General features: G+C 62.8%; 8 protein-coding genes. 1 reads left to right on the forward strand and 7 read right to left on the reverse strand.

Features of this window, described 5'->3' with window-relative positions:
- Positions 1-891: an HDOD domain-containing protein gene (locus tag ALVIN_RS15545; protein WP_012972282.1), complete on the reverse strand. Its 891-nt coding sequence runs from the start codon at positions 889-891 to the stop codon at positions 1-3.
- A gap of 61 nt (positions 892-952) precedes the next feature.
- Complete coding sequence (locus ALVIN_RS15550; protein ID WP_012972283.1) at positions 953-2,887, reverse strand: GspE/PulE family protein; 1,935 nt, start codon at positions 2,885-2,887, stop codon at positions 953-955.
- Between the two features lie 158 nt (positions 2,888-3,045).
- Here ALVIN_RS15550 and ALVIN_RS15555 point away from each other — a divergent pair, with 158 nt between their 5' ends.
- Positions 3,046-3,753, forward strand: a complete 708-nt coding sequence (locus tag ALVIN_RS15555; RefSeq protein WP_012972284.1) for a DUF2499 domain-containing protein — start codon at positions 3,046-3,048, stop codon at positions 3,751-3,753.
- On the opposite strand, the gene mnmE is transcribed toward ALVIN_RS15555, so the two are convergent.
- The 5 genes from mnmE to rpmH are packed head-to-tail and all read right to left on the reverse strand — an operon-like array spanning position 3,712 to position 7,470.
- Positions 3,712-5,055 carry a tRNA uridine-5-carboxymethylaminomethyl(34) synthesis GTPase MnmE gene (mnmE, locus tag ALVIN_RS15560; protein ID WP_012972285.1) on the reverse strand — a complete coding sequence of 448 codons (1,344 nt, stop codon included), beginning with the start codon at positions 5,053-5,055 and terminating at the stop codon, positions 3,712-3,714. The two genes, ALVIN_RS15555 and mnmE, sit on opposite strands and share 42 nt — an antisense overlap.
- Positions 5,056-5,074: 19 nt before the next feature.
- Positions 5,075-6,739, reverse strand: coding sequence for a membrane protein insertase YidC (gene yidC / locus ALVIN_RS15565; RefSeq protein WP_012972286.1), 1,665 nt, complete (start codon positions 6,737-6,739; stop codon positions 5,075-5,077).
- Positions 6,732-6,968, reverse strand: coding sequence for a membrane protein insertion efficiency factor YidD (gene yidD, locus ALVIN_RS15570; protein WP_012972287.1), 237 nt, complete (start codon positions 6,966-6,968; stop codon positions 6,732-6,734). Before yidD ends, yidC begins: the two co-directional genes overlap by 8 nt.
- Entirely contained in the window at positions 6,953-7,339 is a 387-nt protein-coding gene (gene rnpA, locus ALVIN_RS17295) for a ribonuclease P protein component (protein WP_012972288.1), read from the reverse strand. The genes yidD and rnpA overlap by 16 nt, the downstream gene beginning before the upstream one ends.
- Positions 7,336-7,470, reverse strand: a complete 135-nt coding sequence (rpmH, locus tag ALVIN_RS17300; protein ID WP_012972289.1) for a 50S ribosomal protein L34 — start codon at positions 7,468-7,470, stop codon at positions 7,336-7,338. Before rpmH ends, rnpA begins: the two co-directional genes overlap by 4 nt.
- Positions 7,471-7,522: the final 52 nt, after the last annotated feature.

Below are 7,522 nucleotides of genomic sequence, written 5' to 3' on the forward strand. Positions count from 1 at the left end.
CTAGGCCGACAGCAGCAGGCTGCTCTCGGTCATCACGTCCTCCATCAAGACCTCCAGCTCGGCCAGCTTGATGTCCTTGAGACCCAGCACCTGGGCCTCGGGTGTGGCCGCGAGTTCGATCTCGGGATCTGCGGCCTGACCCACGCCGAGCTTGCGGCAGAGGATATCCATCAGGCGGATAATGATCAGCAGCGGATCGCTCTCGTCGAAGCGACCGGCATGATGATCACGGGCGATCCGCGCATAGACCTCCGGCAGTTGCCACTTGACCATCAGCCGATACCCGATATCAGTGTGCAGGGTGTCCAGGATCTCGTTCAACAGGGAGTCGGTGAGCGCCAGGGTGAGGGTTTGATCCTTGCTCAGCTTCTCGAGCATCTTGAGCAGCGAGAGCTCACCGATATCGTGCAGCAGGCCGGCCAGGAACGCCTCCTCGGCACGATCGTCATAGCCGGTCTCGCAGGCCAGCCAGCGCCCGCCGTTGGCGCAGACGAAGGCGCGGCTCCAGAGCGCCGTCATGTAGGGGGCGATCGAGTCCACCTTGCTGGTATGGGCCAGCAGTTGTGATGTCACCATCGCCAGATTGACCACACGCTCCATTCCCAGGCGCACGAGCGCCGCGCTGACGGTATCGATCCGTTTCAGACCGCCGTAGAACGACGAGTTGGCCAGCCGCAGCAAGTGGCTGGCGAGCGACTGATCCTTCATGATCAGATCGGCGATGTCTTTCATGGACATCGTGCTTTCGGTCTGCAACGTCTTGCGCAATTCGAGTGCGACCGGATTGAAGACCGGCAACTTGAGACCGCCCGAGACGAACTGTTCCTCGATCAACTCTTTGATCGATTTGTATTGGCTGGGTGCAGGGCTGTCGATGGATTGGGCAGGCACGCTGGATGTCTCGCAAATCGTGTGTGATGTCGGGCTGGACGAACAGCTCACGAGGCCGGACTCAGGATTTCGGTGTCTCGCCGGCCAGACGCCAGATATCCCGCAATGGACGCGGACGGCTCAGGCGAGGCAGATGACGCAGTACCTCGTGCAGACTGGTCATCCCCAGGGCCGCTTTGCTCAAGCCATCTTCCAGCAGCGTGATGAGACCCGAACTCTCGATGCTCACCCGCCGGATCTCGGCGGAGGTGCGCTTGTTCAAGATCGCATCCTTGACCATCTCGTTCAACACCAGCAGCTCGAAGACACCGATCCGTCCCGAATACCCCGTATAGTGACAGGCCGGGCAGCCACGTCCCTGGCGGAATCCGGCACCGACCAGGTCGGTCTGAGTGCAGCCGAGCCGGTGCAGATCATGGGCGGTCGGGCGAGAGGGTTCGGCGCACTGTGTGCAGACCTGGCGCAACAGACGCTGGGCCAGCACGGACACCACGGTCGAGGAGATCAGAAAGGTCTCGATCTGCATGTTCATCAACCGCAGCAAGCCGCCAATGCTGTCTTCCGTATGGAAGGTCGTCAGAACCTTGTGACCGGTCAGGGCCGCCTGGATGGCCGATTCGGCCGAGTGCTGGTCGCGGATCTCGCCGAGGACGATGATGTCCGGGTCCTGGCGGACCATGTGGCGCAGGGTTTCCTCGAACGTGAGGTTGATCTTGGGGTTGAGATTGCACTGAGCGATACCGTCGATGATGTACTCGACCGGATCTTCGGCGGTGGTGATGCTGCGCTCCATATCGTTGAGATAGTTGATGCAGCCGTAGAGTGTCGTGGTCTTGCCGGACCCCGTGGGGCCGGTGATCAGGATGACCCCGCTCGGGATCTCCAGGGCATCCTCGATGAAACGTTCGAGTACGCGCGGCGAGAGGCCGACCTCCTTGATATCGAGCAGCTCGGCCTTGCGGCTGAGCAGGCGCAGCACGATCTTTTCGCCGAAGATGGTGGCATAGAAGGAGGCGCGCACATCGGTTTTCAGACCCGTTTGTGCATCCACGAAGCGAAAGCCGCCGCCTTGATGGCGCCGCTTCTCGGTGATGTCGGCCTGGCACAGAACCTTGAGCCGACTGCTGATGGCGGGTGCCATGGCGAGGTCGAACTCCTTGCGCAGCATGAGGATGCCGTCCTGGCGCATACGCACACGGACCTGCTGGCGCATCGGTTCGATATGAATGTCGCTGGCACCGAGCGTCAGGGCATCGACGATCAGGCCATCGATGATACTCGCCGCGCTGGCTTCGTCGATCTCTGCCGCTCCTTGAGCGACGTTCTGACGACCTTCCTCGTAGTTCTTGATGGCCTCCTCAATGGCGCGTCGGGTGCTGATCGCCGCGACTACCGTGCCGAAGGTTCCTTCTGCGGCCTGCCGGGCGGCGGTGTCGAGTGGATTGAGAAAGGCGACGATGGTGCCTTCGTCGTCGCGGCGAATGGGGACGGCCTGAAAACGCCGGCACCAGTTGGGATTGACCTGGAACAGGAGTTCGCGCTCGATCGTGGCGAAACTGGGTTCCTCGTGGAGGAACCCGAGTTGATCGGCCAGGACCTCGATGAGCTGATATTCCTGGATCAGGCGTTTTTCGAGCAGGATCTCGCCCAGTCGCTTGCCCTGGAAGTCGGGTTCTTTCTGGGCCGAGAGGGCGGCGCGCAGCTCCAGGGGCCGGATATAACCCAGTTCGACCAACAGATGTCCCAGCGGCACGACCTGACGATGTTCACGCAGCGCCTGACTGAGCTGCCGGGTGTCCAGGTAGCCCAGTTCCTGCAGCACCTTGGTCAGCGAATGGGCGTTGCGAAGCTTGCCATGCACGCGGCGCGCATAGGTCAGCTGCTCTGCCGTGATGAGACCGCTGTCCAGCAAAATGTCGGCGATATGGTGACGGGCATCCCGTGGTTGACGGGATGGCTCGCCGGATGGCATCTTCTCGACGGTTGGGGTATTCATCGGCTTTGCGGGCTGGCCTCCCGGACCTGGCCTTGGCAAGAGGCCAGATGATACCGCGAACGGATGTCGCCGGTAGCGCTCAACCCGTCCAGACCTCGTCGCCTATCCATTGCTCATGCGCTATAAAGGGCGCGAAACCATCCTCTGGACTCATCACCATGCTGCTCTCCTGGCCGACCTGGGCGATCCACCTGTTCACCGTCACCGAATGGGCTGTGGCGATGGGGCTGTTATGGCGGTATGGAGGGCTGATCCAGCGTCGCGAGCTTCAGGTGTTCGCTGTCTGCATGGGGCCGCATCTGATGTCGGGGCTGCTGATTCTGGGGTTTCATCTCAGAGGCGACACGATGCATGGACTGCTGGATGTCTCGCGGCTGACGAGCTTTGGCGGGAGTCTGCTGCTGTTGGCGGCGACCCTGGCGATGGTGCCGATGCTGGGGCGTTGGCGATCCTGGGTCTGGCTGATCGTGCCGCTGGGGTTGGTTTGGGCTGTATGGACACACTGGCCACTGCTCGGTGAACACAGCGCGGCTGTGTTGCGCGCCGCCAATGTGGCCTATCTGTCGTTTCTGCTGGGTTTACTCTGGGTCTATCGCACCGATCGCGTGCTGTTCTCACCGCTGACGATCGGTGGCTTCTGGTTCTTGCTGGTCTTTGTCGCCGTCACCATCTTCACGACTCGAATCGCCATGGTCGAGTGGGGCCTGCCGAGTCTGTCGCATGCTGACGTCCTGCATGGTCTGAGCGAAAGCCTGCTGTCGATCGCCAATCTGCTCGTGGCGTTAGGCGTCTATCGTCAGATCGAAGCTCGGCGGAAGCCGGGGTTATTTTCCAATGCAAAAACTGGAGAAGATCCGTCCCAGTAGATCGTCGGAGGTGAACTCGCCGGTGATCTCGCCCAGTGCGCGTTGGGCCAGATGCAGTTCTTCGGCGACCAGCTCGGCGCCGAGTCTCCGCTCCAGGTTGGTCGCCGCCGCTCGCAGGGCACCGCGCGCGCGTTCCAGCGCATCGAGATGGCGGCGTCGTGCGATGAAAGCGCCCTCGGGATGGGCGCTCAGACCAGCGCGTGATTTGAGATGCGCCTTGAGCAGATCGAGACCTTCGCCGCTCGCCACCGAAAGCGCTATCTCGACTTCGCCGTCCCTCTCGACGAGACCTGCCGCTTCTCCGGGCAGATCGATCTTGTTGCGGATACGGGTGATGGGACAGCCGGCGGGGAAGGTGGAGCGGATCGACTCGTCTGGTTCACCGTTGGCGGCATAGACCCACAGCACCAGATCGGCCTCACTCAAGGCCGTCTGGGCGCGGCGCACCCCTTCCTGCTCGACCGGGTCATGCGTGTGGCGCAGACCGGCGGTATCGACGATCCGGATCGGCAGTCCATCGACCTGGATGTCGAACTTGAGCAGATCGCGCGTGGTGCCTGGGATGTCGGTGACGATAGCGGCGTCCGAGCCGCAGAGCGCATTGAGCAGGCTCGACTTGCCGACATTGGGGGCGCCGGCGATGACGACCGCCAGACCCTCGCGGATGATCTGCCCCTGATGGGCATCGGCCAGGAGTCGGTCGACGGCTTCCAGGATCGCGGCGAGATCAATGGCGACAGTCGGCTCGTCTGCCAGATCGATCTCCTCGTCGGGGAAGTCGAGCGTGGCCTCGACATGCAGCCGTACCTGGATCAGACGCTCGACGAGTGTGTTGATCCGTTGCGAGAAGACGCCTTGCAGACTGCGCCCGGCTAGCCTCACGGCGAGTGCGGTCGAACTCTCGATGAGATCGGCGACCGCTTCAGCCTGGACCAGGTCGAGCTTGCCATTGAGAAAGGCGCGTTCGCTGAACTCGCCCGGACGCGCCAGCCGCGCGCCCAGCTCCAGACAGCGGCGCAGCAGCAGATCCATGACGATGGGGCCGCCATGCCCCTGGAGTTCAAGCACATCCTCGCCGGTGAAAGAGCGCGGCGCCTGGAAATAGAGCGCCAGCCCTTCATCGATGAACGTGCCGTCGGCCTCGCGAAAGGTGCCAAAGGCCGCGCGACGCGGTTCGGGAACACGCCCGAGGATGCCTTCGGCAATGGAACGCGTGCGCGGCCCGCTGATCCGCACGATACCCACACCGCCCATCCCGGGCGGCGTGGCGATGGCGGCGATGGTCTCGCCGGTCGTCGTCATCTCAGCGGCGCGCCGCGTCTCAGCGACGACGCTTGGCGGTCTCCAGCTCCAGGTCGCGCGTGATCTTCCACTGCTGCGCGATCGAGAGCAGGTTGTTGACCGTCCAGTAGAGCACCAGACCCGACGGGAAGAAGGCGAAGAACACGGTGAACACGAACGGCAGGCTCATCATGATCTTGGCCTGGAGCGGGTCCGGCGGCGCGGGATTGAGCTTCTGCTGCACGAACATGGACACGCCCATGATCAGCGGCAGGATGAAGTACGGATCAGGTGCGGAAAGATTGTTGAGCCAGAGCACGAAGGGCGCCTGACGCATCTCCACGCTCTCCAGCAGCACCCAGTAGAGCGCGATGAACACCGGAATCTGCACCAGGATCGGCAGACAGCCGCCGAGCGGATTGATCTTCTCGGTCTTATACAGCTCCATCATCGCCTGATTCAGACGCTGCTTGTCGTCACCATAGCGATCCTTGAGCGCCTGGAGCCGGGGCGTGATCTGACGCATGTGCGCCATCGAGCGATAGCTGGTCTCGGAGAGCTTGTAGAAGGCGAGCTTGATCAGGATGGTCAGCACGATGATCGCCCAGCCCCAGTTGCCCACCACGGCATGGATCCAGCTCAGCATCCAGTAGATCGGCTTGGCGATGACGGTCAGCCAGCCATAATCGACGGCCAGCTCCAGCCCAGGGGCGATGTCCTCCAGTGTGCTCAGGAGTTTGGGGCCGACGAAGAGCTGATTCTCGAATGCATGCGTGGCACCGGATGCGATGCTGACCGGCGGCGAGTACTTGCCGATGATGTAGCGCGAGCCGTTCAGCGCATTGGTGTAGAACGTCTCGGCCACGGCACGCGGCGGAACCCAGGCCGCGAGGAAGTAATGCTGCATCATGGCGATCCAGCCATCTGTCACGGTCAGGTCGAGCTTGCCCTTGGCGATATCCTCCAGCGAGACCTTCTTGTACTTTTCTTCGGGGCTGTAATAGACGCCGCCGGTGAAGGTGCTGATGAAGCGGGTCTCGTTGGGATCGTACAGCTCGGTGCGCTGGAGCTGGTTGTAGGCGCGCGCGACCAGGGGCGCGCCGGTCTGATTCTCGACCACCTGACGCGATTCGATCAGATAGCTGCCACGCGTGAAGGTATAGATCTTCTTGACCCGAACACCGGCGTCATTGGTCCATTCGAGCGTCACATCGAGCCGATCGGTGCCGGGTTGCAGCGCATACTGACTCTGGGCGCTGGTGAAGATGGCCTCGTGCGTCGGCAAGAGATCCGGCTTCTCGCCCAGCAGTCCCGACTGGACGACGAACATGTTCGGCGGCACGGGCTTGAGGAGCTGGAACTTGTCGTCCGGACGCTCGGGGACGACGGCATAGTCGAGCAGCCAGGCGCTGGCGATGGTTGCGCCGCGCGGCGAGATCTCGAGACGCAGCACGTCGGTCTCGACCCGGATCGGCGTCTCGTCGAGTGCCGCCGACAGGGTCGCGCCGTCCGGCACGGCGCCGGGCGTGGTCGAAACGGTCGGGATCTCATTGGCGGAAGGCACCGGAACGCCAGGAGCGCCCTGGGCCTGTTCCTGTGCGACCGGGAGTTGGGCGGGACGGCCATAGTCCTGCATCCAAGACTCGTAGATCAGAAACAGCACCGCAGCCAGTGCAAGGAAGAGGAACAAGCGCTGGTTATCCATGAATCGTGGTCTGCCTTTTTTCAGGGACGGGATCGATACCGCCTGGATGCCAGGGGTGACAACGCAACACGCGGCGCAGGGCCAGATAGCTCCCGCGCGCGACGCCGTGGACCTCGATGGCCTCCACGGCATAGTGGGAGCAGGTGGGATAGAAGCGACAACGCGGACCGAGCAGCGGGCTGATCAGGTATTGGTAGACCCGGATCAGCCCGATCAAGATTCGACGCATGATGATTTCCCGATGTGCGCCCAGGCCCGCTCCAGGACGTCGAACAGCCGCTGGTTCGGCTCACGGGGCGCACCCTGGGCACAGAGCACCACGATATCGACTCCCGGAAGCTGCTGGCAGGATCGCCGGAAACTCTCGCGCGCAATCCGCTTGAGTCGATTGCGATCGACCGCGCGCCGGGCGCATTTCTTGGCGATGGCCAGACCGAGACGCGGCTGGTCGAGACCATTAGGCCGATAGAGCACTACGAAGCCTTGACGACCGGCTCGGCTCGCGTCGGCGAAGACGCGCTTGAACTGACTCGACTGGGTCAGGCGTCGTTCGCGTCCGAATCCCTCTCCGGGGCCGCCAGCTCGCGCTGGGGTGCTCAGGGGATCAGGCGGACGCGGCCCTTGGCGCGACGCGCGCTCAGAACCTTGCGGCCATTACGGGTGGCGCTACGGGCACGGAAACCATGGGTACGAGCCCGCTTCAGGCGGCTGGGCTGAAAGGTGCGCTTCATGAACGGTACTCCGAGAATTCGGTGGTGGGGCCGGGCCTGATGACCCAGCTAT

It is taken from the genome of Allochromatium vinosum DSM 180 (genome assembly GCF_000025485.1).
GTDB lineage: Bacteria > Pseudomonadota > Gammaproteobacteria > Chromatiales > Chromatiaceae > Thermochromatium > Thermochromatium vinosum.

Bases quoted from the DNA above. Each gene is read 5' to 3' on its own strand.
- rpmH (WP_012972289.1), bottom strand. From the start codon at position 7,470: ATGAAGCGCACCTTTCAGCCCAGCCGCCTGAAGCGGGCTCGTACCCAT.
- yidD (WP_012972287.1), bottom strand. From the start codon at position 6,968: ATGCGTCGAATCTTGATCGGGCTGATCCGGGTCTACCAATACCTGATC.
- yidC (WP_012972286.1), bottom strand. From the start codon at position 6,739: ATGGATAACCAGCGCTTGTTCCTCTTCCTTGCACTGGCTGCGGTGCTG.
- ALVIN_RS15550 (WP_012972283.1), bottom strand. From the start codon at position 2,887: ATGAATACCCCAACCGTCGAGAAGATGCCATCCGGCGAGCCATCCCGT.
- ALVIN_RS15555 (WP_012972284.1), top strand. From the start codon at position 3,046: ATGCTGCTCTCCTGGCCGACCTGGGCGATCCACCTGTTCACCGTCACC.
- mnmE (WP_012972285.1), bottom strand. From the start codon at position 5,055: ATGACGACGACCGGCGAGACCATCGCCGCCATCGCCACGCCGCCCGGG.